21 protein-coding genes and 2 tRNA genes are annotated in these 25,765 nt (G+C 63.7%); 8 read left to right on the top strand and 15 right to left on the bottom strand.

The window, feature by feature from the left end:
- Positions 1–146 precede the first annotated feature (146 nt).
- Both GT590_RS00935 and GT590_RS14650 read left to right on the top strand, forming a co-directional pair.
- Positions 147–1,871: an AarF/ABC1/UbiB kinase family protein gene (locus GT590_RS00935; RefSeq protein ID WP_156732706.1), complete on the top strand. Its 1,725-nt coding sequence runs from the start codon at positions 147–149 to the stop codon at positions 1,869–1,871.
- A gap of 153 nt (positions 1,872–2,024) precedes the next feature.
- Positions 2,025–3,269, top strand: a complete 1,245-nt coding sequence (locus GT590_RS14650) for a Fic family protein (protein WP_156732707.1) — start codon at positions 2,025–2,027, stop codon at positions 3,267–3,269.
- Between the two features lie 59 nt (positions 3,270–3,328).
- Here the strand turns inward: GT590_RS14650 and GT590_RS00925 are convergent, their stop codons facing one another.
- The 14 genes from GT590_RS00925 to GT590_RS00860 form a co-directional block, all read right to left on the bottom strand.
- A complete protein-coding gene (locus GT590_RS00925) occupies positions 3,329–4,141 on the bottom strand; it encodes a family 1 encapsulin nanocompartment shell protein (protein ID WP_086414186.1) in 813 nt (270 codons plus the stop codon).
- A gap of 86 nt (positions 4,142–4,227) precedes the next feature.
- A complete protein-coding gene (locus tag GT590_RS00920) occupies positions 4,228–4,599 on the bottom strand; it encodes a demethoxyubiquinone hydroxylase family protein (protein WP_101720935.1) in 372 nt (123 codons plus the stop codon).
- A gap of 315 nt (positions 4,600–4,914) precedes the next feature.
- Positions 4,915–6,177, bottom strand: a complete 1,263-nt coding sequence (uvsE, locus tag GT590_RS00915) for a UV DNA damage repair endonuclease UvsE (protein ID WP_114557965.1) — start codon at positions 6,175–6,177, stop codon at positions 4,915–4,917.
- A gap of 126 nt (positions 6,178–6,303) precedes the next feature.
- A complete protein-coding gene (locus tag GT590_RS00910) occupies positions 6,304–7,122 on the bottom strand; it encodes a TVP38/TMEM64 family protein (protein WP_114556911.1) in 819 nt (272 codons plus the stop codon).
- A gap of 68 nt (positions 7,123–7,190) precedes the next feature.
- On the bottom strand, positions 7,191–8,786 hold the full coding sequence (locus GT590_RS00905; RefSeq protein WP_114557964.1) for a HAMP domain-containing sensor histidine kinase: 1,596 nt from the start codon (positions 8,784–8,786) through the stop codon (positions 7,191–7,193).
- Positions 8,774–9,484, bottom strand: a complete 711-nt coding sequence (locus GT590_RS00900) for a response regulator transcription factor (RefSeq protein ID WP_114557980.1) — start codon at positions 9,482–9,484, stop codon at positions 8,774–8,776. Before GT590_RS00900 ends, GT590_RS00905 begins: the two co-directional genes overlap by 13 nt.
- Positions 9,485–9,599: 115 nt before the next feature.
- A complete protein-coding gene (locus GT590_RS00895; protein ID WP_114556908.1) occupies positions 9,600–10,085 on the bottom strand; it encodes a universal stress protein in 486 nt (161 codons plus the stop codon).
- A 110-nt stretch (positions 10,086–10,195) separates the two neighbouring features.
- Entirely contained in the window at positions 10,196–11,038 is an 843-nt protein-coding gene (locus GT590_RS00890; RefSeq protein ID WP_114551606.1) for a stress response protein nst1, read from the bottom strand.
- A 227-nt stretch (positions 11,039–11,265) separates the two neighbouring features.
- Entirely contained in the window at positions 11,266–12,117 is an 852-nt protein-coding gene (locus GT590_RS00885; protein WP_114533273.1) for a CPBP family intramembrane glutamic endopeptidase, read from the bottom strand.
- 209 nt (positions 12,118–12,326) lie between these two features.
- On the bottom strand, positions 12,327–12,557 hold the full coding sequence (locus tag GT590_RS00880; RefSeq protein WP_114551607.1) for a hypothetical protein: 231 nt from the start codon (positions 12,555–12,557) through the stop codon (positions 12,327–12,329).
- Positions 12,558–12,757: 200 nt separating this feature from the next.
- Positions 12,758–13,588, bottom strand: a complete 831-nt coding sequence (locus GT590_RS00875) for a LytTR family transcriptional regulator DNA-binding domain-containing protein (RefSeq protein WP_086414193.1) — start codon at positions 13,586–13,588, stop codon at positions 12,758–12,760.
- Positions 13,589–13,675: 87 nt separating this feature from the next.
- Positions 13,676–13,751: transfer RNA gene (locus GT590_RS00870), tRNA-Thr, on the bottom strand.
- A 111-nt stretch (positions 13,752–13,862) separates the two neighbouring features.
- Entirely contained in the window at positions 13,863–15,137 is a 1,275-nt protein-coding gene (locus GT590_RS00865; protein ID WP_009305360.1) for an ArsB/NhaD family transporter, read from the bottom strand.
- A gap of 192 nt (positions 15,138–15,329) precedes the next feature.
- Entirely contained in the window at positions 15,330–16,394 is a 1,065-nt protein-coding gene (locus tag GT590_RS00860; RefSeq protein ID WP_015761499.1) for a polysaccharide deacetylase family protein, read from the bottom strand.
- A gap of 600 nt (positions 16,395–16,994) precedes the next feature.
- Between GT590_RS00860 and GT590_RS00855 the strand changes: the two genes are divergently transcribed.
- Positions 16,995–19,244 carry a MurT ligase domain-containing protein gene (locus GT590_RS00855; RefSeq protein ID WP_114556907.1) on the top strand — a complete coding sequence of 750 codons (2,250 nt, stop codon included), beginning with the start codon at positions 16,995–16,997 and terminating at the stop codon, positions 19,242–19,244.
- Positions 19,245–19,519: 275 nt separating this feature from the next.
- Complete coding sequence (locus GT590_RS00850) at positions 19,520–20,869, top strand: LCP family protein (RefSeq protein ID WP_021409658.1); 1,350 nt, start codon at positions 19,520–19,522, stop codon at positions 20,867–20,869.
- Between the two features lie 67 nt (positions 20,870–20,936).
- Here the strand turns inward: GT590_RS00850 and GT590_RS00845 are convergent, their stop codons facing one another.
- Positions 20,937–21,710, bottom strand: a complete 774-nt coding sequence (locus tag GT590_RS00845; protein ID WP_021409653.1) for a traX family protein — start codon at positions 21,708–21,710, stop codon at positions 20,937–20,939.
- A gap of 35 nt (positions 21,711–21,745) precedes the next feature.
- Between GT590_RS00845 and GT590_RS00840 the strand changes: the two genes are divergently transcribed.
- From GT590_RS00840 to GT590_RS00825, 4 genes are all read left to right on the top strand, one after another.
- Positions 21,746–22,576, top strand: a complete 831-nt coding sequence (locus tag GT590_RS00840) for a CPBP family intramembrane glutamic endopeptidase (protein WP_114551612.1) — start codon at positions 21,746–21,748, stop codon at positions 22,574–22,576.
- A 68-nt stretch (positions 22,577–22,644) separates the two neighbouring features.
- Positions 22,645–22,731: transfer RNA gene (locus tag GT590_RS00835), tRNA-Leu, on the top strand.
- 66 nt (positions 22,732–22,797) lie between these two features.
- Positions 22,798–23,433, top strand: coding sequence for a YigZ family protein (locus tag GT590_RS00830; protein WP_086414203.1), 636 nt, complete (start codon positions 22,798–22,800; stop codon positions 23,431–23,433).
- 398 nt (positions 23,434–23,831) lie between these two features.
- Positions 23,832–25,751, top strand: coding sequence for a serine/threonine-protein kinase (locus tag GT590_RS00825; protein WP_081434225.1), 1,920 nt, complete (start codon positions 23,832–23,834; stop codon positions 25,749–25,751).
- The last annotated feature ends 14 nt before the right edge of the window (positions 25,752–25,765 follow it).

Here is a 25,765-nt window from a genome sequence, read left to right as displayed (position 1 = left end):
ACCGGGGCGGCGTGCGTTTCCGCCCTTCTTCCTCCGGCTCGGCATCCATCCGATAACCGCTGGGCAACCGGTGCGCTCGCCGCATGGTGCCATGGTACGCTGGGCTGTCGAATGAAGGTCGAACAGGCGAGACGAGGAGGTGCGGCGTGGCCACGCTCAAGGAAGTGGCGCAGGTGGCCGTGGAGGCACGACGCGATAAAGGGTCGGGGTCGGGGAGGCGCCTGCGCGAGATCGAGCGCATCCTGCGGCAGCATCGCGTGCTGTCGGGCCTCACGCCGGAAAAGGCGACCAGCTTGCTTGAGGACCTGGGGCCGACGTTCGTGAAGATGGGGCAGATCGCGGCGAACCGCAGCGACGTCATCCCGCCCGCGTACGCCGACGCGTTCAAGCGGCTGCGCGCCTGCGTGCCGCCCATGCCGTTCTCCACGGTGCTCGCCACCATCGAGGAATCGCTGGGGCATCCGTGGCGGGAAACGTTCTCGTGCATCGAGGAGAAGCCGCTCGGATCGGCGTCCATCGCCCAAGTGCACCGGGCGCGCATCGCGCCGCATGCGGTTGGGGATGCGGAAACGGGCATCGGCGCGGCAGCGTCTCCGTTGCCTGCCGACGCTCCGAAGGCGGGGTCGTACGTGGCTATCAAGGTGCGTCGACCGCACGTGGTGGAGCAGATGACGCAGGACCTCGCCCTCATCCGCCAGGCGGTTGCGCTCGTAGGGCTCACCCGTGCAACCGACGGCATCAAGCTGTCGTTGGACGACCTGGTCACCGAGCTGGAGCGCACGACGCGCCAGGAGCTTGACTTCTGCGTCGAGCAGCACAACCTCGTGCGCTTTCGCCAGTTCCTCGGCGATCAGCCGGGGGTGGAAAGCCCGCGCCCGTACCCGCATCTCAGTTCCGACGACGTGCTGGTCATGGACTTCGTCGAAGGCCCTATGATCAACGATGTTCCCGCCCTGCGCGCGATGGGCCTTGATCCGGCGAAGCTGGGCCAGCGCCTGGCCGAGAGCTTCGTGACGCAGATCGTGGACAACGGGTTCTTCCATGCCGACCCGCATCCGGGCAACATCCTCGTGCGCGGCGACGACATCGTGTGGATCGATTTGGGGATGGTGGGCCAGCTGTCGGCGCTCGAGCGCGCGCTGATCGGGCGCATGTTTCGCGCCGTAGCCGAGAACGACCCGTATGCGCTGATGGAGGCGCTGCTGGGCGCCGTGCGCACGGAGGGGTCGGTCAACCATGGGCGGCTGCTCAGCCAGCTGGGCAACCTGCTGGTCTCGTACACCACGGTGAACCTGGCCGATATCAACGTGGGTTCGGCGCTGATGGACGTGTTCGGCGTGCTGCAGACGCAGAACCTGGCGCTGCCGCCCTCGTTCACCCTGCTGGCGCGCGGCATGGTCACCATCGAGGGCGTGCTGGTGGACATCGCGCCCGACACCAGCGTCATCGACATCATCGCCGCCCACGTGAAGCGCCGCGAGCGCACCTGGGAGGCGTTCGAAACCAAGGCGCGCGAGTTCGTCTCGACCGCGGCGACGTCCGCGCAGGCCGCGGTGCGCTTGCCCACCCAGGCATCGCACACGCTCGACATGATCGATCGCGGCCAGGTGCGCGTCGGCGCCGATCTGGGCATTCCGCTGGATGCCATCGCTGCGCTCTACTCCGTCAGCGGGACGGTGGCTATGGCGCTCATCTCCGCCGGGTTGTTCATCGGATCGAGCCTGCTTGCCACCACGAACATGCACCCGCAGTTCCTGGGCGTGCCCCTGCTGGGCGTGCTGGGCTATGTGGGCGCGTTCGTCCTCGGCGCCTACGTCGTGTGGCGCAACCTCGTTATCCGCCACCGGCAAAAGAACGAGGAGAAGCTGTAATCGTGAAAAGCAGCAACTTTTAGTACATAGAAAGAAGACGAAGCATCTATAATCGTGAAAAATGAGATATTTTCACGATTAGAATGTACCTTTTGACGTTATAATCATGAAAAGTCATCAGATTTCGTGATTAGAGACGGAGGAGGGTGCACCTTGTCTTACAAAAGGCTCGACAGATTGTTTCACGAAAATACATCGAGCAATCGCAAGAGCGAGAACGAGCACGAAGCGCAGACGCGCCTGACGGCTCCTTCGTCGTTTCGCACCGGGATCGACGTGGGCACCGGCGAGCTGTTCCTCGCCGTGCCTCGCGAGCTTTCGATCGCCACCGAGAAAATTCTCCGCGCCGAGCGCAAGGTCTCGCAGCTATGGCGCGACCTGCCGGGCATCGCATGCGGCGCGTACGTACGCAACCTCATCGTCGACGAGGTGGTATGCACAAACGAAATGGAAGGCGTTCAAAGCACGCGCAAGCAGATCGAGGAGGCGCTTGAAGGCATCGAGGAGGGCGACGGAGAAGATCGTCGGACGAAGCAGTTCATCGAGTTCGCGAACCTGTACCTTGGTCTTACTAGCGGCGATGTCGCCCTGCCCGAAACTCCTGCGGACATCCGCGCGCTGTACGACGCGGTCGTCGCCGGCACGCTGAAAACGGGGGACGCTCCCGACGGCCAGCTGTTCCGCAAATTCGGCGTCGATATCAAGGCGCCAACCGATCGCGTGGTTCATCGGGGGGTCGAGCCGGAGGACGCCATCGTGTCGTATCTCGACAAGATGATCGACCTCGTGTCGTCTGAAGACATGCCTGAAGTGTACAGCGCGCTGCTGTCCCATTACCTGTTCGAGTACATCCATCCGTTCTACGATGGCAACGGAAGAACGGGACGGTTCCTGCTTGCCCTCTACCTGAGCAATCCCTTGTCACTGCCCACCACGCTGTCGCTCTGCCGTGTCATAGCCGAGCACAAAGGAGCGTACTACAAGGCCTTTTCGGTGACAGAAGATCCGCTCAACCACGGCGAGGCTACTTTCTTCGTGCTCCAGATGATGGACTTGGTGCGAATCGCGCAAGAAGAGCTTGTCGCAGAATTGGGAACGCGCCGCGATGCGTTGGCGACGGCGGAGAGTTATCTCGATGAGATTCGGCTTTGCGGAGCGCTGTCGGATCGCGCCTGCGGTGTGCTGTATCAGATGGTGCAGGTCGCGCTTTTCGGGTCGAGCCCCGAAGTGACCCTCCGTGACGTCGCGGGTTATCTGGAAGTCACGCCCCAGAGCGCTCGCAAGTACGCGCTCGAGCTCGAGCGGGCAAACTTCGTCGAAGCGGTATCCCTGCGCCCGCTCAAGTTCAAGCTGAGCGACGGCGGCAAAGAGGCGTTCGGTATCGAGGATCTTGCGTGAAAAAGGAGCCGGCGCGATTGCCGGCTCCTTGTGCGGTGCGGGTTGCGGGTGCGCCGCGCTTACGCGAAGACCACGATGGCGGCGGGGTCCTTCACGCGGAGGGCGGCCGTTTCCATGATGCGGAACGTATGGTTGAAGTCCGCGAGCTCCAGGTAGCCAACCGACAGGTCCAGGCCGATGGCAAGATCCAGGTACTCGGGCTCGGCGCACACGAGCACGGCCTTGCCGGGACCCATGACGCTGGTCATGTACACGTTGTCGCCGATGAGCTTCTTGATGCGGTCGATCTCAAGCAGGCCGGTGTTCGGCTGCAAGCGCTGCAGGTCGAGGAACAGGTCGGGCGACACCACGAGGGCGTAGCGGCCCAGGTAGCCGGTCTTGGCCAGCTGGGCGACGCCGGCGGTGATGTCGGCAAAGCTGTTCTCGCCCTGCGACCAGTCGCTCTTCTTGATTTTTGACGATCCCTTCACCGTGAGCAGGCCGTCGGTGCCCAGCGCCTTGCTGCCGTTGAGGATGAGGTCGTCCTCGCGGCGCGACGCCTTCTTGGCGGCGGCGATGGCCACGGACAGATCCAGCGGGTAGCCGGTCTGGGCGGCGTACTCCATGTCGCGGCTGAGCAGGGTGAAGTCCTCGTAGAACAACGGCAGTTCAAGCTGCGTGCGGCCGACGATGCGGCCGATGCCGTCCTCAAGCACCTCTTCCTTGTTCACGCCGTCGACGGCCACGGTGGTCACACCGGCGCCCAGCGGGCCGAACACCTTGAGGAATCGGCGGCAGGTCAGCTGGTTGCGGGCGGTGCCGATAACGGTTTCGTCGATGCGGTTCCACAGGCCGTCCGAAAGGTCGGCCGATTCGCGAGCGAGATAGTCCATGAGGGACTCCTTTCTTGAGAAGGCGGCAGCACGTACGAATGTTTCACGTGAAACATTCGGCGGCTGCGCGCTGGAAGTCGGTTGCGTTAGGAAAGGTCGCCGACGGTGGGGGCGGGAGCGGGCTCCGCGGGCGCCGGGGCGATTTCGCCGTCGGTCTTGATGCCCAGCTCGGCCAGCTTCTCCTGCACTTCGCCTTCGCCTTCCAGGAAGAACTCCGTCTCCGTGGGGTCGAGGTGGCGCATCAGCGTGATGAGCTCGCCCATGTGGGCCTTCTCCTCGTCGCGGATGTCGGCCAGCACGGCCTTGGCGGCCGGGTCGTCGGTTGCCTGATAGTGGGCGTCGTACAGGAAGATGGCTTCAAGCTCGCCCGCGATGTCGATGCGGAGCGCCTGCATGAGTTCGGCGTTCGTCATCTTGCGGTCAACGTTGCCTGCAAACGGATTGGGGAAACTGGGCATACGATCCCTCTCTTTCGTGTTCGTGGCGCCGATGGAATCGGCGGTGGTTCAGGTCTTCTCTCTGCCCGATATGATACTCCGTTTATCATGGTTGCAGTGTAACGAAACCATTATTATTGAGAACTATTCTCAATAACTACACGTAAGAAAAGAGCCCTCTCAGCGGTGTTTGCCCAAGCGAGCGAAGCGCTCAAGCGCCCTTTTTCGCTGCGACGGCGGAAAGGACAGGGCCTTGCATTCGCCGTCAGGGCACGACGAAGGGCGTCGTCCGATGTTTCATGTGAAACATCCGCGCTCGAGCCGGGCGCAAGAAGGCTACAGCACGAAGTAGTAGGACTCTAGCAAATAGGGCTGGTCGTACTTCTCGGCGAGGGCGTGCAGCTTGCGCTTCACGGCGTGGCGATCGTCGCGCTCCAGAAGGCGCTCGAACGCTGCACGCTCGCGCAGGGCGGCGTGCGGCGCCACGTAGCCCCACACATGCTGCGCGGCGTTGCGAAACGATCCCTGTTCCGCGGGCGTGGCCAGCGCGCGTTCCGTTATCTCGTAGAACGGCACGGCCGGCCACGTGCGCTTGTCCTTGAGCAGCGCCCGCAGGGCGAGGTAGGCTGCCTGGTCGTGTTCGAGCACGGCGTACTTGTAGCGCGCCCATTCGCGTTCGAGCTGGCCGAAGCGGCCATGCTCGCTGGTGCAGAGGATGCATTTGATGGCGGAGAGGTTCTTATCCTTCACCTCCAGCATGATGTCGGGCATAGCGAAGGCGCTGTCGGCCCGATGCTCTGCAAGCGAGCGGTAGAACGCGAGAAAAGGCGCAAGCTCGATGGTGTCGGTGTGACTGCCCGGCCTGCGACCAGGGGCTTGCTGCGCGTAGTGAATCTTCTGCGCGCCGTCCTCGGGCTTCCAGGTGGCGGCCGCCTCGTCCAGCAGCACCCGCCAGTCCGGCGCGTCGGACTCGCGGTTCAGCTCGTGATGCAGCGTGTCGAACACCATGGGCGCTCCGGTTGCACGGCTGAGCGCCAACACGTCCTGGGCGGTGAACAGCCGGTCGTCGTTCTCGATGACGAGCCGTCGGCGCACCGCGAGGGGCAGCGTCGCGTACGCGTTGGCGAACCGCTCGAGCGCGCGCGGCTTGTCGCCGTACGCGCCGCCCACGTGCAGCACGATCTTTCCGCTCGCATCCATCCCGAGTGCGTCGAGGAACGCCGCGTGGTACGCCAGGTCGAGCTTCGCCCGCTCCACCACGTCGGCATCGGGCGAGTTCAACACGGTGTACTGGCCGGGGTGCATGCTCAGCCGGATGCCATGGCGCCGCGCCTTGCGCCCGAGCGCGGCCAGATGCGGCTCGAAGTCGCGCATCCAATCGAGCGCGTTCACGGGGCTCGACCCGAAGGGGATCACGTCCGAGCTGATGCGGAACAGACGGATGCCGTTTTTCGCCTGGTAGTCGAGGGCGGCGTCCAGCGCGCACAGGTTGCCGTCGATCACCTGCGCCAGGCGGTCGGGCGTCGCCAGCCGCTGCACCACCGATTGCATGCGCGCGCCGGGCACTGCCAGCGTCTTCGATGCGTACCCGATGCTCACGACGCCTCCCTTCGATCCGGTTTCCGCGCTACGATGGTTCATCTTACGCGCGTGCGGATCGAAACGGGATGCGCCCAGGTCACCGCCGGAGCACGATCCCGTGACGGAGTGGCGCTCGGCGCGCGCCTAGGCTCCCATTGCGTCAGCGCTAGAGGCCGCATCCTCGGCCGCGTCGCTGCGCTTCGTCAGCTGCCGGTACGCTATCACGCCCGCCGCGGCCAGCACCGCCGTCAGTGCGATCACGAGCGCCGCCCCCAGGTAATTGCCGTCGCCGAACGCGCCCGCCGCCAGCGTGGACGAGACGATGGAGGGGATGCGACCTACCGTGGTGATGGCCACGATGCGTCCGATGGAGCTAGATCCCAGTCCGGCCACATAGGTGAGCAGGTCTTTCGGCGTCCCGGGAATGAGAAAGCACAGGAACAGCAGCATTTCGAAACGTCGGGAGTCGCGCAGCCAGCGCATCGACGTGATCTTGTCGGGCGAGAAGAACAAGCCGACGATGCGGATTCCGAATGCGCGGACGAGCGCCATGACCGCCGCGGTTCCCAAGGCGCTGGCCACGAGGCACCACAGCGTGCCTTCCCAGAAGCCGAACGCGTAGCCCGCTCCCAGCTCAAGCGGTTCGCCGGGCAGGAACGCGAACACGACCTGCGCCATGTTGGCCAGCACGAACACGATGCGGCTGATCCAGCCGGTTTCGTCCACCCAGGCGCGGAAGCGCGGAGCGTCGGCAACGAAGGCAAGCAGCTCCGGCCCGTAGAGGACGCAGAACCCTGCGAGCCCCGCCGTCAGGGCCAGCAGCCCGACGATCACGGCAGCGCGCTTCTTCAGCAGGGAACGCCGGTCCGTCGCGATCGTCGCGTTATCGGGAGCGTTGCCATGCGTACGAGGAAGCGGGGGCAGGGTGACGGTCGAAGTTCGCAGCGGGGCGGTGTCTTCCATGGGATGCTCCGTTTCTCGGGTGCGTTCGGTACGCTTCCGATGGTACGGAGCAAATATCTACCGACTGTCTACTCGGCGCAGAAATCCAGGGAGAATCGCGCGACCACGCGCGCGCCTCCCGTCTCGCGGTTCTCCAGCGTTACGCCGCCGCCGTGCTTCTCGCACATGAGCGACGCGATGTTCAGCCCCAGGCCGAAATGTTCTGCCGAGGGCACCTCGCTGAAGAAGGGCGCGCAGCCGCGTTCGAGCGCGGCGTTCGAAAAGCCCGGCCCGTCGTCTTCCACCATGAGAACCAGCGCGCCGTCACGCACGTCGAGGCGAGCGTCCACTTGGGACGACGCATAGCGCATGGCGTTGTTCAGCAGGTTCTCGGCCACCTCGCCCACGATGGCCTGATCCACGCATAGCTCTGGCCGCTCGCGGTCGCAACGTGCGCTCACCGACAGCGCGAAGGTTCGGTCGGCGTGCGCAGCAAGCCCCGTTCCGGCGTCCTCCACCATGCCCGCCACGCTGTCGAACCCGGTCGGACGCGCGACCACGGCGCGGTCTTCCAGCTTTTGCAGCCCGCTCATAGCGGCGACGTAGCGCTCAAGGCGCTCCACCTGCGCGGCCAGCGAGGCGACGGAGGCAGCCAGACGCTCGGCGGGCACGTTGCCCGACTGCACGTGCGCGTCCAGCAGCTCGATCTTGCCCTTGAGGATGGTGAGCGGCGTGCGCAGGTCGTGCGCGAACGCGGCGTTCAGGCGCTTGCGCTCCTCGGCCGTGCGCCACAGCGCGCGCTGCGATTCGGCCAACGAGGCGCGCATGGCTTCGAACGACGAAGCTAGATGGCCCAGCTCGTCGTCTCGATCGTACGACACGGAGAACTCGAGGTTCTGCTCGGCGATGTTGGACGCTGCTCGGTCGAGCACATCGAATCCAGGTTGGAGGCGCTTGCCGAAGAAGCGCCGCGCCGCTGCGAAGATGCATAGGCCGAACCACAGCGGGAACATGAGGAACGTTAGCAGCTCGAGTGCCGAGGACAGCGCCTGCGCCTCCTCCGATGGGGGCGTGTTCACGTAGTAACCCACTGCGGAAGTGAGCAGTCCGACGGTGTTGCCGTCCTGGCTGTCTCCGTCGAAGAACGACGTGTAGGGGCTGTCAGGGTTGGCAGCCAGCCAGGCATCGAACCGATCGCGCGCTTTCGCGTCATAGGCGGGCAGCTCGGCGGGCGTGAGCTTGGCTTGGTCGGGCGCTTCGGGCGTTTCGACGCTGAGTGCGTCGTCGTTGGCGGAACCGTACAGATACGCCGTCCCCGGCGAATACTGGTAATCGCTCGCGTCGGTGATCTCCACGAGCGACGACAAGTCTGTCAGCGGCATCTCGGTCATCTCGCCGCGCACGGTTTGAACGAACACGCTGCTGCCGTTCTCGTCGATATCCACGGCGCGCGCGGGAACGAGCGTCCGGTTGTGCGCATCGTAGAGGTAGAGCCCCGAGATTTCGTACGCGTCTGCGATCACCCGGTGCTGCAACCCGCTGAACATCCCGGCCGTCACCGTGGACATCACCAACGCCAGCAGCAGGAATCCCAGCATGTACACCATGAACGAGGTTTTGAGCGACGCGTGGTGCCAACGCGCCCGCAAGGCGTCGAAACGCTCGGCGCCCCTTACGCGTGCCATCGGTACCCCATGCCCCATACCGTTTCCACCGGGTCGGGTTCGGCGCCCGCTGCGGCCAGCTTCTTGCGGATGCGCCGGATGTGCTCGGTCACCACCTGCGAATCACTCTCGTTTTCCCAACCGCCCACGCGCTCGTGGATGCGGTCGCGATCGAACACTTGGCCGGGATGCTTCGACAGGAATGCGACGATGTCGAACTCGCGCCGCGTCAGCTCCACCGGCCGTCCGGCCGCTGTCACGGTGCGCGAGCGGTAGTCGATGGCGATGTCGCCGTCGAAGCGTACTTCGGCGCGCACGTGCTGGCGGTTGTCGCGGGCAAGATGCGCCTTCACGCGCGCTCCCAGCACGGCTAACGAGAACGGTTTCAGCACGTAGTCGTCGGCACCGGCTTCAAAGCCCTCCAGCGCGTCGACGTCCTCGACGCGTGCGGTGAGAAACAGGATAGGGCAGGTGAGATGCTCGCGTAGGCGGCGGCACACGGCGTAGCCGTCCATGAGCGGCATGCCCACGTCCAGCACGATGAGGTCGGGGCTCTGCTCGGCGCGTTTGAGCGCGGTTGCCCCGTCTTCGGCGGTGAGCACGCGGTAGCCTAAACCCGTGAAGTACTCGTCCAAAAGCGCGACGATTTCCGGCTCGTCGTCGACCACCAGCAGCGTGGCCTCGCCGTTCCGCTCGATGGCCGCTTTCTGTTCGCTCACGTTCTTCTCGCTCCTCCGCATTCGTCTTGCCGCGCATGCGAAGGAGCATAGCACGAGAATGTCAAGAAACCATCAACAGCCCCCGAGCGCCGCTCGCTCGGGATGACAGCTCGTCCTACTCGTTCGTGCCTTCCTTGACGATGAGCACCGGAACGTCGGCGTTGCGCAGCACGTAGCTGCTGACGCTGCCCAAAATGCCGCGCAACGCGCCCAGACCTCGCGAGCCCATGACGATGAGGTCGCACAAGTTGTCGATGGCGTACGTCACGATCTGTCCGCCGGTTTGCGTTTCCTGCAGCAGTTCGATGTACACCTTGTTCATGAGCCCGCTCAGCAGAGGGTCGATTTCGCGATGCAGCGCCTTGCTGGCCTCTTCGGTAACCTCTTCGTAGGTTTTCTGGAGCATCGCCGATGAAGCGACGGTCTGTTCGTCGCGTCCTTCGGCTTCCAGCTTGTCGATGGCAAGCTGGTCGGTATCGATGATCTGGACGATGCGAAGGGTCAGTCCGGGGTCGTCCTTCGCGAACCGCACCGCTTCCGCAAGGGCTGCTTTGGACGAAGCCGATCCGTCGTAGGGGATCATAATATTGTCGTACAGCATGGTGCATCCTCTCTCGCGAAGGTTGCTCGATACGCCCAGTATACCAGCGTCGTGCGGGCGAACGCGGCGGGGATCGGCTCCGCGAGGCACGCAAAGGGGGCGTCCGGTCCCTACGCCGAAGTTGGGGAAACGAATTCGTAGCTTGTTTGGGGCTCCATCTCGTCCAAAAGAGGTTCGCCGCCCTTGACGAAGCGGATACGCGCGGGTACGGAAGGGCTTTCGTGAATCGTGCGATCCATCAGACCCTGGGCGGGTGCTTGCAGCTTGTGCCCGCGATCGTCAAGCACCTCCACCCGCAGGCTCATATCGCCCTGCCGCACTTCCGCCATCGTGGGCGTATGCTCCACGATGCGCACGCCCCGGTACGTGGCGAAGCGGTATTCCGTCTCGCCGAGCGCGACTATGCCGATACAGCCGGTGAAGCGGATCGGACCCAGCGGTATTTCGGCGATGGCCAGCATGACGGAGGCATCTTGTCGAACGTCGAGGCACTGCATCCAGAAATAGCTGCGGGGAAACGTGTGGCCGCGGTCGCCTTCCATATAGCCGATGCCGTTGCGAATATCTAGCGCGTCACCGTTAAGGCGGATCGATCCGGTCACCTGGTGCCGCATGCTGAACACGGTATGCTTCGTTTCCATGGGCACGTAGGCGAACGGCCCCATGATGTCCGAGCGCAGCGGCAGCAGATGACCGTAGCGAACGCTTCCTACCAACTCGAAATCCGGTTCGTCGATGCGCAGCTGCATTCCGTACGGCGTGAACAAGCTGTCGCCGATTCGCATGCTGCCGTCGGTGCGGTCGAACGCCTCCAGGGGGTACGGCAAGAAGTGCGAGCCGCGGTTGGAGACCACCTGGATGAATGCGGAGTCCTGCGCGCGCCCCGGTATCACGGCCAGCACGTCTTCGCCTTGCTGCTGCTTCATGTACCAGCCTTCGTAGTAAGGTTTCATGGCGCGCTCCTCCGGTTGCCTTCGGTCGGGTCGTCCGGCGATAGTACCACCGGTAACGCTCGGCGCTTATTCCGTTAGCGGAAGCGTAAGGAGGACGAAGAAGGACGGTGATCCGAGTTAGCGCATCAATGCGAGAAAGAGCGTGAACCTTAGGTGGATAGGCGGTCGTTTTCGCGAGTAAAAATAGCGCGCGAAGCCGTTGGGGCTTCGCGCGGATTCAAAGTCGCTCAAGACCACCTATCGGCAAAGGGGCCTTTGCAGGGGGTTTCGACTTGCTTGAGCATGCGCACCGTCGAGACGATGATGGGGATGTACAGCAGGAAGAACACCCCGTACATGACGACTGATGCGCTGGCCATCATCGCGTCGTTGTTGACGTACGTGGTGGACGTGGTGCCGGAAAAAAGCGCGTCGCCCAGCATCACGAAAAGGTCGTTGAGGCCATGAACCAGCGCGATGCCCCAGATGTTACGCGTTTTCAGGAACAGGGCTGCCAGAAACGCGCCCAGGATGCCGGCTTGCAGGGTTTTGAGCGCCGCTTGGGCCATGTCCAAACCGGTGACCACTTGGCCGTTCATGATGGACGGCGTCACATGGACGAAGCCGAAGATCAGCGAGGAGACTATCACGGCTCCGATCAGACCTCGACGCGTCTCGCCGAAACGAGCCAGCAGCCCGCTGAAAACGACGCCGCGGAACAAGCCCTCTTCGAACGTGCCCACAAGCAGGCAGAGCATGATGACCAGCGCCAGCTGCAAGGGCCAGTCGGACACCATCCCCTCGTTTTTCATTGCGGTGCCGAGCAGAACGAACACGCCCATGACCAGCGCTACGACCAACGGGTAGATAGACTTCTTGAACGAGAGGCCGATGCTTTTGGCGTTGGGCACGATGATGTTGCATCCTGCCGCGACGGCCATGATGGCGAACATGACGATGGTCAATCCCAGGCGAATGAACATCATGTTCGCCAAAGACCCGTCGGATGGCACGAACCAGATCACGGCCAGTCCGATGGCGAGCCCGACGGCGGTTACGAGCAGCGGATGGGATCGTGCAAACGTGCGTATCGTCGACATGCGGTTCCTCTTTCATTGGCAGGGTCGAAATAATGAAGCATGCGAGATTGTAACCGGGTAGCAGGACGATTTTCAGATGCGCGGAACGAACGCCCCTTCAAACGAAACGAACGACCTCTTTCGAAGAGTCCCATCGGTGGAAGAGCTTGTCATACGGCTTCTCAATGCCCGTCGCTCTTGCCATTGCCGGTACCGTCCCTTGGTTCTCCCTACGTTGGATCGGGATTCGGAGAAGTTGAGGCTCCGAACGGCGTGCCGCAATCGGGGCATATCAGCGCGCTGCTGGTTTTCGTGACCGTTTTCGCTTCATGGCATCTGGTGCAGAAGAAGACGATCTGGTCGGGGCAGCTAATACCGCCCGACGCCTGGTCGAGGTCGCCATCGTCAAGCTCCATACCTTTGTCGGAAAAACAGGCGGCGAGCTTTTCGTCGTCTATCATGATCGAATCGCCGCCCTTCCGATCGCATTGCGGAACATTCCTATTCCGAAATCCCCATATACCACTGGATTATAGATCGAACCGCCGGCAAAGAGCGATCCCCTGAGAACGAATGCCCGTTCAAACGCAACGAACGCAGCGGTCGGCAGATTGCTCTGGCATGTTGCGCGGGAGAGGTCGGCGTCGTGCGACGAGGTGTGCTACAAGGTCAGTTCGAACGATTGCTTGATCTCCCGGCTGCGTCGCTCCGCGATGGGGTAGGAGGAGCCGTCGTCGAGCAGCGCCTGATGATCCTCGATGCTGGCGATGTGCCCGCGATGCACCAGACAACTGCGGTGCAAGCGAAGGAAGTCCTTTGCAGGCAGTTCCTTTTCCAGGCTTGCCAAGGCGCCTCGCACCGCGAACTTTCCGTGCGCATGCCTGATGACGCAGCGTGGACCGTCGGATTCTATAGCGTACAGTTCGTTGGGATGCAGGACGTGAACGTCTCCGTCCGTGTCTCGGAAGCTGAGCTTGCCGGCGCCGGATCCCTGGGCATCGAAGTGCTCGTACAGGAATTCGATGGCGTTCTGGCCAGGATCGAGCGAAGGCAAGAGCGGGTTCGCATCGGTGGCGTTCGACACGTGCAGATGCACGATGCGAGGCCCGTCCGGCGTAGGGGCCCATACGTAGGTAGCATGTTGCTTGAACGGCATGCTGCGCTCTCCGCCGGCCGACACGACAAGCAGCGTATAGCGTGCCGAGACGATCCAGGTGTTGGCGCGTTTACGGGCGCGCCAACGCTCGTCTGCCAATGCGAGCCGTATGCTGTACTCGGGTCGCAGGATGTCTTCCATGGTCTTCTTGTCCGAGGCGGTTTGACAGCTGAACGGACCCAGCCATTCAACATCGTCGGCCATATAAGCTAAGGCGGCATCCATGTCCCGCACTACGAAATGGTTGACGAGCGATCGTCTGCATAGCTCGATGACGGCGCGATCTTTGGAGAGCTGTTCGGCGACGAGCGCCTCGCTGCCGTTCGCTTTGGACATGAGCTCATCTCCTTCCAGGGCGCTGAAAGAAAAACTCCGGAAACAAAGCAGGTCAGGCAACTCTCATCGCCTGACCTGCATTTTTTCTGGAGCCAACGAGCGGATTCGAACCGCTGACCTACGCATTACGAGTGCGTTGCTCTACCAGCTGAGCCACGTTGGCATACGGCTTCTAAGCGAAGCGCGAGTAAGCAGTATATCCGAACCCCCGCGCTCCTGCAAGGGGTTGAGGCGAGTTTTTCGCTCGTGTCGGTTGCGCCTCGCGCCCGTGCGCTTACGCTGGAGGGAAGCGCACCACCAGGTATACGCCGGCTATCAAAATGGTGAGCAGCATGATGGGGAAGCCGGTCTTGAAGAACTTCGCGAACGTGATCTCGTATCCGTGCTTCTTGCTGATGTCGGACAGTACCACGTTGGCGCTGGCGCCGATGAGCGTACCGTTGCCGCCCAGGCAGGCGCCCAGCGACACGGCCCACCACAGCGGCGTGACGTCCATGCCGGTGGATTCCATGGCCAGCAGGATGGGGATCATCGTGGCCACGAACGGGATGTTGTCCAGGAAGCTGGAGATCACGGCCGAGCCGATGAGCAGCACCAGCATGGTGATGAACACGTTGCCGCCGGTTGCGTCGATCAACCCGTTCGCCAGCATGCCGATGACGCCGGTCTCGGCCAGCGCGCCCACGATGACGAACAGGCCGGCGAAGAACGACAGCGTGGTCCACTCCACGTTCGACAGCGCTTCCTCGATGCTTTCGCCCGAGATCAGCATGATGATGCCCGCGGCGCCTAGCGCGATAATGCACGATTCCAGCCCCAACGCGCCATGCGCCATGAATCCGACTACCACCAGGGCGGTCATCACCACGCTTTGCTTCAGCAGCCGCCGGTTCTTGATCTGCGCGTGCTCGTCCAGCTCCATGATGCGGGCCTTGTGCTCGTCGTCCACGTTCATCTTGCGGCCGTATAGCGCGTAGAACACGCCGAGGATTGCGACGAGGATAATCGCCACGGCGGGCGCATCGTACAGGATGAAGTCGAAGAACGAGTATCCGGCTGCCGAGCCGATCATGATGTTGGGCGGATCGCCGATGAGCGTTGCGGTGCCTCCGATGTTCGACGCGAGTATCTCGGTCATGAAGAACGGGATGGGGTTGACGTCGAGCAGTTTGCATACGGTCAGCGTCATGGGCCCGATGAGCAGCACGGTGGTCACGTTGTCCAGGAATGCTGAAAGTACGGCCGTGAGCAGCACGAACAGTAGCATGATCTTCCAAGGGTCGCCTTTTGCAAGTCGTGCGCACTTGATGGCAAGGAACTCGAACACACCCGACAGCTTCACTACCGACACGAACAGCATCATGCCCAGCAGCACGCCCAGGGTATTGAAGTCGATGTGCTCCATGGCCGCGTCGAACGGCATGACATGCAGGGCCAACACGATCATCGCGCCCGTGATGGCCGCGAGCGACCGGTGCAGCTTCTCGGTCATGATGGTGATCATGACCACGACGAACACAGCAACGGCAACGATTTGGCTAACGTCCATGAAGCACCGCCGACCCCTCTTTCTGAAACGGTCGCACCCATGCGCGGCCCACGTACTTTACTATAGCAATGTCTATGTTGAGGAAACAGGTGGTTTCGATGATGTTTGTCGCCAAAGGCACGACGTCTCGCGGCGAACGATCCCGAAGAAGATCAAAGGAGGCCTTCGTCCGGCGAGCGGCAGAAGCGAGGTTTAGGAGAGCGGATAGCCGAGCAGCTCGTCCATGGTGACGAAGCGGTAGCCCTGCGACTTGAGATAGGGGAGCGCGTCTTTGAGCGCCTCGACCGTTTGCGATCGGTCGCCGCCTCCGTCGTGCATGAGCACGATGGCGCCCGGCCAGGCGTTTTTCACCTGGTTGGCGATGGCGGCGGCTCCGGGCTTGCGCCAGTCTTGCGAGTCGATGTTCCAGCCGATTTCCGCGCTGATCAGCGGCCCGACATTGCGCATGACGCCTTCGCCGTAGTTGCCTCCCGGCGTGCGGAATACATGGCTGGCTTCGGCGCCGGTGGCGGCTTCGATGGCTTCGTAGCCCTTCTGCACTTCGGCGACCTGATCCTCAGGCGTCATGTAGCCGAGGTTCACGCTTTGACCGTCGCCCGCCGCGTGGTCGAACGAGTGCGAGCATATCTGATGGCCTTCGGCTGCTGCGCGCTTTACGAGGTCGACGCCTTCTCCGTCGATGCGATTGCCCACGGTGAAGAATGTGGCCTTCGCCCCTTGGTCGGCCAGCACGTCGAGCACTGCGGCGGTGGATTCGGGCCAGGGGCCGTCGTCGAACGTGAGTGCCACCACTTTGTCCTCGCCTACCTGCGGCGAAACGTTTCGGCGCACCACGTTGGAAGGCTCCTGCACGACTTCTTCCGTCGTCAGGCCGGAGACCGAGCCGGTTTTCGTGCGCTTCAATCCGTCGGCGCCTTGCCCCTCGAGCACGTGGATAGGTCCGCGCCCTTCCTCTTCGATCGAGTAGGGGATGCTTTCCTCGGCGGTTTCGCTCGGCTCTTCGATGGCGCTGCCGTCGCCCAGTTCGACCACGTCGCCGTTGTTCAGCTTCGTATCCATGTCGGTAGCGACTTCGCCGTTGACGGTGGCGTGAAACGGCTCGCCCTTTCCTGCTTCGATCACCGAGCCGTCCACGGCAACGAAATCGCCGGGTTTCGGCTTGATGCCGCTGGCGCGCAGCGCGTCTTCCAACGTCTTGTGACCGCCTACTTCCAGGTTGGCTCCATTGAGGGTTATGGAGGCAGGCAGGCTCTGCACGACGAAGTACCCTCCAACGGCGAAAGCGGCCACTACGAGCAGGCTGGCAATGATTCCAACAGCGCGCCGCCTCGGTTGTTCGGGGCTCGGCGGTCGATGGTAACGTCCTGGCTTCTGGTAGGGGGATGCCGCATTGCGCGGTTGCTGTGTTGCGTTCGGGCGGGAGCGGGCGGCAGTGGAACGTGCGGTTTGCCTGGTGTTGTACTGGTGTGGTCGTGAACCTGGAGAAGTCGACTCATCGGAACGACGGGAAGCTCGCTCGTCATTCGAATGCTGGAAAAAAGCGTCGTCGTAATAGCGTTCGGGCATAACCTTCCTGGATCGCCGGGTGCATGCGGCCGCGTGCTTCGGCCGACGGCTGCACAATCACTTTATCTCATCAGCATAGCGGCATCAAGGTTAGTTGAGGATAAATCGGGGCGCGGTTCTTCTTTTGGTTGAAGAGGCTGTCAGGTTGACGAGGGGTGACGAGTGAGCCTTGCGCTGGCGCTGCTCGTCCTGAAGTTTGTATGGAGGGCGGGTGTCGATGCGGGCGGGGGCGGCGTGCGGGGCGCGGTGGAACCACTATACTGAACGCAACGTGATCGAAAGGAATGACCTATGGGTTTGCAGTTCGCCGGCGCGCGCGCCGTCAGCGCCGTTTCAACGTGGGGTCTCAAAAACGTGTTCCGCCGTCCCGCCGCGAACTTCCCGGGCAAAATCGCGCTGTACGTGGACCCGCGTCTCATCGCCGACCTCGCGCCGAAGCTGGAGCAGGGCTCGGTGTGCGTGGTTGGAACGAACGGAAAGACCACGGTGACGAACCTGCTGGCCGACGCGCTTGAGCTGGCGGGCCGGCGCGTGGTGTGCAACCGGACCGGCGCGAACCTGGACTCGGGCGTGGCGACGTCGCTGCTGCACGCCGGCCCGTCGGATTGGGGCGTGTTCGAGTGCGACGAGCTGTGGCTGGCGAAGATCCTGCCGCAGCTGCAGGCCACCTACGTGGTGCTGCTCAACCTGTTCCGCGACCAGCTGGACCGCGTGGGCGAGATCGACCGCATCCAGGACAGCATCGTGGGCGCGCTGGAGAAGTCGCCGGGCACGGTGCTGGTGTACAACGCCGACGACCCGCTGTGCGTCCGCATCGCCGAGCGTGCGGCGAACCCTTCCATCGCGTTCGGCGTGGACGAGAACCTGGGGCTGCCGCAGAATTCGGTGGCCGACGCGCAGATGTGCCAGCGCTGCTCGTCCATGTTGGAATACGACTATCGCCAGTACGGGCAACTGGGATCGTTCTCGTGTCCCACCTGCGGGTTCGCGCGTCCCGCCCTGGACTTCGCGGCAACGGGCGTGAAGCTGGGCCTGAGCGGGTTGTCGTTCGACGTGCGTCGGCACGGCGAGGGGGCAGCCGCGGGTTCGATCGCCGCGCCGTACACCGGCGCGTACATGGTGTACAACCTACTGGCAACCGCTGCCGCTGCCGGTCTCGCCGGTTGCCCGCTTCCCTCGTTGCAGAAGGCCATCGACGCCTTCGACCCGCAGAACGGGCGCCTGCAAACGTTCGATATCGCCGGTCGGCGCGTGCTGCTGAACCTCGCGAAGAACCCCACCGGCTTCAATCAGAACCTCAAGATCGTGGCGCAGGACGCGGGCGACAAGGTGGTGGCCTTCTTCGTAAACGACAAGGAGGGCGATGGCCGCGACGTGTCGTGGCTGTGGGATATCGACTTCGAGGAGCTGGCGGACGATCCGGCCAAGCTCACCGTGTTCGCGGGCGGCTTGCGCGCGAACGACATGCAGGTGCGTCTGAAGTACGCCGGCATCGAATCGCAGGTGGTTGCGGACGCCGAAGATCTGCTGTCGCGCATCGCTAGCCGGCCGGCCAAGGAGAACGCGTACCTGATCGCGAACTACACCGCATTGCCCCCGGTGCACGAGGTGCTGACGAATGTCTCGCAGGTCCAGCAAAGTCAGCGAGAAGAGCCCTCGCGTTCGAGATCGGCGTGTCATGCGGCCGAGCGCACTTCGGTGCGTGAGGGCAAGCATGAAAGCGCCGAGATCGGATGCGAGGGCTCTTCGCAGCGTCGGGCCGTTCCGTCGGCTGGAAAGCCGACGGAACTTGTGATCGCGCACCTCTTCCCCGACCTGCTCAACCTGTACGGGGACGGCGGCAACGTGCGCATCCTCGAACAGCGCCTGCGCTGGCGCGGCATCCCCGTGGAGGTCAAGCGCGTCAACCACGGTCAGTCCATCGACCTTTCCGGCGTCGACCTCGTCATGCTGGGCGGCGGCCCCGATCGCGAGCAGCGCCTGGCGTCGGCCGAGCTCATGAACATGCGCGAGCAGCTGCACGCCTACGTGGAGGACGGCGGCGTCTTGCTGGCCATCTGCGGCGGCTACCAGATTCTCGGTCACGAGTGGCTGCTGGGCGACGAGGTGGTGCAGGGCCTGGGCATCGTCGACATGACCACCGAGCGTGCGGCGGGCGGCTCCGGCGACCGGCTCATCGACAACATCGTGCTGACCTCGCCGCTGGCGAAGCGCCCTGTCGTGGGTTACGAGAACCATGCGGGACGCACGCACCTCGGCGCGGGCGTCGAGCCCTTCGGCGCCGTGGCGTCTTCCACGGGGCACGGCAACAACGATGCCGACAAGCAGGACGGCGTGCGCTACAAGAACGTGGTGGGCACGTATCTGCATGGCCCGCTGCTGGCGAAGAACCCCGAGGTTGCGGACGATTTGCTCGCACGCGCTCTCCAGCGTTTCACATCGCGAACGGGCCAGCCGGCCATCGAGTTGGCGCCGCTCGACGACGCCGTCGAGCAAGATGCGAACGACGCCATGGTCAAGAAGCTGGGAGTGCACAGGTAGCGGGAAGCTCGCCGGTGCGGCGTCAACCTGGTGCTCGCTCAGGATGACACCGCTTCCGCTGCGCTGCCCTGTGGGCTTTTCCTAGTAAACCGATGGAGGCGGTTGCGCGGGTAGAGCGCTGCCGCGAAAATGGCGCAATGGACAACAAACGCAGCCCTCAACGGCGCCCTGCGAGCACCGAGCGTTTTTCCCGCTCCTCGTACGGCCGCTCCCGTCAGACTGAACCGGGTCGTCGCCCCAGCGTTCAAGGCGAATCCGCTCCCACGCCGCGCCGCGTGTCGCGAGCCGATTACGAGCGCACGCGCGCACGCTCTCGTCGCCGCACGCTGGTTATCGCGCTTGCCGTTGTGGGCGTGCTGGTGCTGGGCGGGGCGGGGGCTGCGTTCGCGTACTACAACGTACTCTCGGGAAACCTTCACGACGGCGTCAGCGCAGAGCTGCGCGACGCTCTCGTGGATACCGATTTGGCGAACGAGCCGTTCTACATCCTGCTCATGGGTACGGATGGTTCGAACGATCGTGAAGCGTCGGCAGAGTTCGCCGGCGATCAGTTCCGAAGCGACAGCATCATCCTCGCGCGCATCGACCCGGTGGACAAGAAGGCGACGCTCGTCTCTATCCACCGCGATACCCTGGTAGACATGGGGGAATACGGGCAGAACAAGCTGAACGCTGCACATGCCATCGGCGGAGCCGCTCTCACGGTGAAAACCGTATCGAAGTTGGCGGGCGTGCCCATTTCCCATTATGCCGAGATCAACTTCGACGGCTTCAAAGACATTGTCGATGCGCTGGGCGGCGTCGAAGTGGATGTTCCGATGGAGATCGACGACGAGGATGCCGGCGGCCATCTGGATGCCGGGCTGCAGACGCTGAGCGGCGATCAGGCGCTCATCCTGTGTCGTTCGCGCCATGCCTACGACGAGTACGGCGACGGCGACTCCTACCGTGCAGCGAACCAGCGTCTCGTGCTGTCCGCCATCGCGAAGAAAATCCTGTCGGCCGACGTGGCCACGATGGCATCCACCGTCCAGGCGCTTTCCCAATACGTGACTACGGATCTCGAGATTTCCGACATCATCGGCCTCGCGCAGACGATGCAGGGCCTCGACCCGGCCACCGACATCTATTCGGCCATGGAGCCGACTACGTCCAAGTACATCAACGACGTCTGGTACGAAATCAACAACGTCGACGAATGGAAGAAAATGATGACTCGCGTTAACCAGGGCCTTCCGCCCACCGACGAGGACATCGTCGACGAGATGTCGAACACCGTGCTGGCAACCACCGGCAGCGGCCAGACGCATTCCAGCACGAACGAGGACGGCACGCAGAAAAAAGCGAAGCGCACGGGCAGCGTGGCGGTGCGCAACGGCAACGGCATCACCGGCGCGGGCACCGAGGCGTCCGAGCGCATCGAGGAACTGGGCTATTCGGTGGAGTCGGGCAATGCCGACAGCTTCGACTACCCTAAGACGCTGGTGATTTACGACGATGAGGCGAAGGCATCGCGCGCGCAGGAGATCGTGGATGCTCTTGGCGTTGGAAAAGCCATGAAAAACGACGGATCGTATCTGTTCGAGAGCGATTTCCTCGTGATGCTGGGAAGCGACTGGAAGTAGCCGTCTTCTGTCATCCTGAGCGGAGACGCCAGCGCCGGAGTCGAAGGATCCCGTGCGGCATCGGCCTCTACAGCCCCAGCGTCCAATCGCCCAGCAGCAACCCCTTCGCCAACCCCAGCACCAGAATATGCGCGGGGTAGTATGCATAGAACAGCCACTTCATCGGGCGGCCGCGCGAGCCGTTGTAGGCGAGCAGCAGCGGGATGGTGGCCGTGCAACCCAGCAGCGGGTACAGCGCGAACGGCAGCAGCGCTGGATCGAACGCTGCCATGTAGTCGGAGAGCGCCGGCAGGCCGTTGCCCAGGATGGGCACGAGCAGGGGCAACACGATGCGTTGGCGCCGGTCGGGGATCGCGCGCATCATGAGGATCATGAGCGGCCCGATGATCCCCCAGTCGCACAGCGCGCTGGCCGTCACCAGCGCTGCGGCAGCAAGCCAGAATCCGCCGCGGCTTTCCATAGTGTCGTACAAGTACAGAATTCCCAGGCCGATGAGCAGGGTGAACAGCACGTTGAGGTTGTGCGCCAGAAACAGGCCGTACGGCACCTGCGAGACGAGCGCGAACGCCAGCAACCGACCGGCGTACCGCTTGATGTTCGAGGTATGATGGTAGCCTTCCACCAGCAGAAACGCCATGATGGGGAAGGTGAGCCCGCCGAATCCGAACAGCAGGAGCAGCGCCTCGGCAGGCAGGTAGGGATAGAAAATGTAGCAGGCGTGGTTGAACGTCATGCCGACGATGGCCACGACTTTGAGCGTGAACGAGGAAACGCCCCGCTTCGGGGAAGCTGCTGATATGCTCGACGTGGCGCTCATGGCGTTCCAGTATACTGCCTGCATACGATGTATTCGATGGCAAAGGGCGATGAGGCTGCGTGACGCGCGCGAATTCCACGATGGGGCTTGAGGACGGCGGTTGCGCGCGCAACCATCGCGCCGCCGTGTTCGTGGCGGCGTTGGTGGCTACGGCGTGCTGCTTCTCGCTGGTTCCCGGCGACACCCTCGCCGGGTCGCTCGCGCAGGGCGCGGCGCTGGCTGCGGTCGCGCTTGCGGCTGTGGCGGCGTCGCGGCCGCGGGCTTTGCGCGCGCCGCGCCTTTGCGGTGGGCGCGGTTTGCTCGCGTGGGCCTTGTACGTGCTGGCCGTGGGTTTGGCTGCGGGCCTCGCGTCGCTGGTCGTGCAACCGCAAGGAGCCGCTTTGGACGCCTCCCCGTTGCACGTGATGCAAGTGGCCGCGCTTTGCCTCCTGACCGCTGTGTTCGAGGAGGGCGTCTTCCGGGTGCTGGCGCTCGATGCGTTCGCTCCGGCGTTGGGAGGAGGCCGACGCGGCATGCTGCGAGCGGCCCTCGTGTCGGCCGTGCTGTTCGGCGCGCTGCACGTGTCGCTGGGCGAGGCTGCCTCGGCCGTTCAGGCCGCCGATCTCGTCGCGGTTGCGCAGGCGGCGTGCAAACCCGTGCAAGCCGCTTTGTTCGGCCTGTTCATGGCGGCGATGTACTTCGGAACGCGCAACTTGTGGACGCTCGTCGCCGTGCACGCCGCGTTCAACTTCCTGTACGCGGGCCCGCAGCTGCTGGCGGGAAACCTGCAGCAAACCTACGTTACCGGCGACCCGATCGACTTCGTTCTGCTTGCTGTCTCGACCGTGCTCCTGCTTCCCGCGGCGCACGCGGCTTTTCGTAGCTTTCGGAAAAATTCAAAGAACGTGTAATTTCTCCTTGTCACGATCCATGAACTCAGGTATCATGTTCACTCGCTTCGATAAGAAGCCTTTGTTGTGCGGGCGTGGCGGAATTGGCAGACGCGTACGGTTCAGGTCCGTATGGGGGCAACCCCATGGAGGTTCAAGTCCTCTCGCCCGCACCATCTGAATTGCAAACCCGCTTCGGCGGGTTTTTTGCTGCCCTGCTATGCGTCTGCTACACTTTCCCCATGACTTCCTACACCACCATAGCGGGGCGGGCGACCGCCGAGATCGAGGAAAAGAAGAGCCGCTTCATCGCGAGCTTGGCGCATGTCGAAACCGAGGACGAGGCGCTGGCGTTCCTCGAGGAGATCCGCGCGGCCAACCGCATGGCGCGCCACAACGTGTACGCCTACGTGCTGCGCGAGGGCGGCGCGGGCGCGCAAGGGCGCGTGCGCTATTCCGACGACGGCGAGCCTCAGAAGACGGCGGGGCTTCCCACGCTCGAGGTGATCCAGCACGCGGGGCTGACCGACGTGATCGCGGTGGTCACGCGCTATTTCGGTGGGGTGCTGCTGGGCACGGGCGGCCTCGTGCGCGCGTACACGCAGGCCACGCAGGCGGGTATCGAGGCGGCGGAGCTGGTGGTGGTGTCGCGGTGCGTGGACATCGAAGTGCGAGCGGCGTACGGCAAGTACGACCAGCTCGTGCGCATTGCGTCGGACTGCGGCGCGAAAGTGCTCGATACCGTGTACGACGATGCGGTCACCCTGCGCCTGCGCATGCTCGACGGCACGCAGGAGCCCCTGCTGCTCAAGATCACCGAGCTTGAACGCGGCCAGGAGCGCGTGCGCGTGAGCGAGCCTCTCGAGGCTGCGTTCTGAGTCTCGCGGCTGTTGGGGCGGAGCGAGGCGCAGTTGCTTGCGCTATGATGTGCTCGCTGCTCGCTGCTCGCTGCTCGCTGCTCGCTGCTCGCTGCTCGCTGCTCGCTGCTCGCTGCTTGTCGCCCTCGCTGTCGCATAATTCTTCAGCGCTATGTGCAGCAAAATCGAGCTTTTGGCAGTCTTGCTTGATTCTCAAGCGACATGGGCAAAACGCGACCTGCGGTTTCTTTCGCTGACGGCTTGCCAGGGCTCTTCCGCGTGCTTTTGGAGCCGGCGAATGCGAGCGATCACTGCCAAAAACTCGATTTTGCTGCACATAGGGGTTAAGGTTTTTGCGCAAGGCATGCGTTGCGGCAGCTCGCGTGGGCATCTGCGGCCGCCTGCCCTATAATAGGCGCATGGCACGCGATCGACAGCTCATATTGAACCGGTATCGACCCATCGGCGAAGCGAAAGCCGGCGGCTTCGGCACCGTGCGGGTGGCGTGGGACACGCGCATCCAACGCAAGGTGGCCATCAAATGCATCGAGCTGGATGAGGTGGACGCCGCGCGCGCGGCGCTTCCAGGGGCGAACGCCGTCGCGCAGCGCGCGCCGCAGCACGAGCCGCTTCCCTGGGAAGACGATCCCGTTTTCAACGATGCCGACGAAGCCGAAGGGGATGCGACTTCGGTGTTTGACCTGGTAGGCGACGGGCCGCTGGTACATTCTCTCGCGCACGTTCCCGGCTTGGACGAGGCGCGCACCGCGGCAATGCTGTCGGATGCGAGCATCGTCGCGGTGTACGATTTCGAGGTGCAGGAGTCCACCGCCTACCTCATCATGGAGTACGTCGAAGGCGTCACGCTCACCGAGCTGCTGCATCGTCACGCCGACCGTCTCACATTGGATGTGGTGGCTGCCGTGTTCGCGTCGGTGTCTCACGCGTTGGAGGTGGCGCACGCCAACCAGGTGCTGCACCTCGACATCAAGCCCGACAACGTGCTGATCAACCATCAAGGCCAGGTGAAAGTCACCGATTTCGGCCTGGCCACGCTGGCCGACGCGTCCGGCTACGGCGCGGCCGGCGGAGGAACCATCGGGTACATGCCCCTGGAGCAGATGCGCCAGGAGAACCTCGACGTGCGCTGCGACGAATGGGCGTTGGCGTCGCTGACGTACGAGATGCTGGCGGGCGAGAACCCGTTTCTGGCACCCGATCTCGAGCGCGCTGAAGCTGTTATCGAAGATGCGGAGCTGGTGCTGCCGTCGCTGTGCTGGGACGAGCTGGACCCCGCCGTCGACGACGTGATCTTCTTCGCGCTCGACCCCGACCGGGAAGAGCGCTACGCGACGGTCGCCGATTTCGCGGAGGAGCTGGAGCCGTTCCTGGGCGATCCGAAGCGCGGCGTGCGCGAGCTCTCCGTCATCGTCGGTCACGCCGACGATGAGGAGGAAGAGGAAACCGAGACCGCGCCACCTGTTCCGTATGTGCCGCTCCGCGAGCGCATCACGCCGCTGCAGCGCACGGTGGCGGCGCATGCGGCGGGCGCGCTGGGCAGCGGGGCGGTCGCGTTCGTGGCGTTCGCGAATCTGCCGCAGACCAGCGGATTCGCCAACCCGCTGTTCTGGGGGCTGTTCGCGCTCGTGACGTTGGCGGGAGCGTTGAAGCCGCATCTCGGCGCGCTGTTGGCATACTTCGCGTTATCGGCGGCGCTCATCGCCGGAAACGCTCCCGCCGCAGGATGCGTTCTGCTGGCGGCGACGGCGGCCTGGTGGTACTTCACCGGGCGTTTGGGCGACGCCGATGCGAACGCGACGCTCGTGCCGCCGCTTGCCGGGGCGTTCGGCTGCAACCAGCTGACGCCGCTCGTGGCCGGGTTCTGCCTGCCGCCTGCGCGCGCGTTCGGAGCGCTGGCGTTCTCGCTGGTGGTCAGCGTGATGTTGGCCGCATGCGGGTCGCACAGCCTGCTTGGTTGGGACGCGCTGACGAACTGGCAGTTCTCTGCGGGGCTCGACGTGCAGGCCAGCATCGGCAGTCTGTTGATGCAGCCGGCGCTGTGGTGCATCGTGATCAGCTGGATTGCGGCTACGGGTGCGCTGTCGGCCTTCCGCCTGCGCCCGACGCGTGCGTTCGCCGTGCTGGGCACGCTCGTGGCGAGCGCTCTGCTGCTGGCGGGCATCGTCCTGGCCGCTTGGGTCGCGTCGGGGCAAGCAACCTGGATGCCGTCCTTCAACAACCTCGTGTTCACGCTCGTTCCCATCGTGGCGATGCTGCTCATGTGCGTCCTCGTCCCCGAGCCGGATTACTACGAGGAAGATTACGAGGGCGAAGCGTAAACTCGCGAAAGCGG

Origin of the sequence: Eggerthella sp. BIOML-A1, assembly GCF_009875595.1 — a bacterium.
GTDB lineage: Bacteria > Actinomycetota > Coriobacteriia > Coriobacteriales > Eggerthellaceae > Eggerthella > Eggerthella lenta.
Note: the sequence above shows the minus strand (reverse complement) of the source record. Positions and strands in the feature narration are given on the sequence as shown.